The sequence below is a fragment of the Natronococcus jeotgali DSM 18795 genome (assembly GCF_000337695.1).
Taxonomy (GTDB): domain Archaea; phylum Halobacteriota; class Halobacteria; order Halobacteriales; family Natrialbaceae; genus Natronococcus; species Natronococcus jeotgali.
Window position 1 is genome coordinate 1 of sequence record NZ_AOIA01000070.1, and the last position, 388, is coordinate 388.

At 60.1% G+C, this 388-nt stretch carries 1 pseudogene; it reads right to left on the reverse strand.

Features of this window, described 5'->3' with window-relative positions:
* Positions 1-388 (reverse strand): annotated as a pseudogene (locus C492_RS24165) (hypothetical protein); the annotation flags it as partial.

Below are 388 nucleotides of genomic sequence, written 5' to 3' on the forward strand. Positions count from 1 at the left end.
GTGGCTCGCCGGCGTCGGTCTCGAGGACATGACGATACGGCGCGAATACACCATATCTCGACTGGACTAATATCGATCGGGTGATCGACTCGGCGAGTTGATCAAGTTGACGTGGGTCCCGACCACCGGGAATGCGGACCTCGCGAGTGACGTCGATACCAACGGCGTCGAGCAGGTGAACAATCGAGCCCGCGAGACCGTGGCTCGAGCGCATGATCTCAGCGCCAAGGGCGGATTTCTCGTCGCCTCTGGCTCGGTTAAACTCGGTCGTTAGCTCTTCGAGAGTCTCGCCCCATTTGGCGAGTGTCTTACGGAGATTGTCAGGGTCATCGAGAGCACGATCTGAGAGTCCGCCGATGTTTCGAGCGCCACGGAGGATCGCTGCCGG